1 pseudogene is annotated in these 242 nt (G+C 67.4%); it reads left to right on the plus strand.

Going from position 1 to position 242, the window contains the following annotated elements:
* A pseudogene (locus GQE99_RS20200) lies at positions 1-242 on the plus strand (hypothetical protein); the annotation flags it as partial.

Below are 242 nucleotides of genomic sequence, written 5' to 3' on the forward strand. Positions count from 1 at the left end.
CAGCTGCGAAGTTCCGCCGACATCTGGCAGGAAGGCTCGCCGATGGACATGATGCACGGCAGCCTGCTCTGGGCCGCCGCCGCGATGGCGCTGGTGAACGCGGCCCTGCGCTCGGGCAGGCTCCTTCCGCTGATCATCTGGGGGCTCGCCGCGGCGGCCATCGGGCTGGTGGCCATCGACGAGCTGTTCATGCTCCACGAGAAATCCATCGCGATCACGGGCGACGACGACCATCCCAAGAT

It is taken from the genome of Maritimibacter harenae, from assembly GCF_009882975.1.
GTDB lineage: Bacteria > Pseudomonadota > Alphaproteobacteria > Rhodobacterales > Rhodobacteraceae > Maritimibacter > Maritimibacter harenae.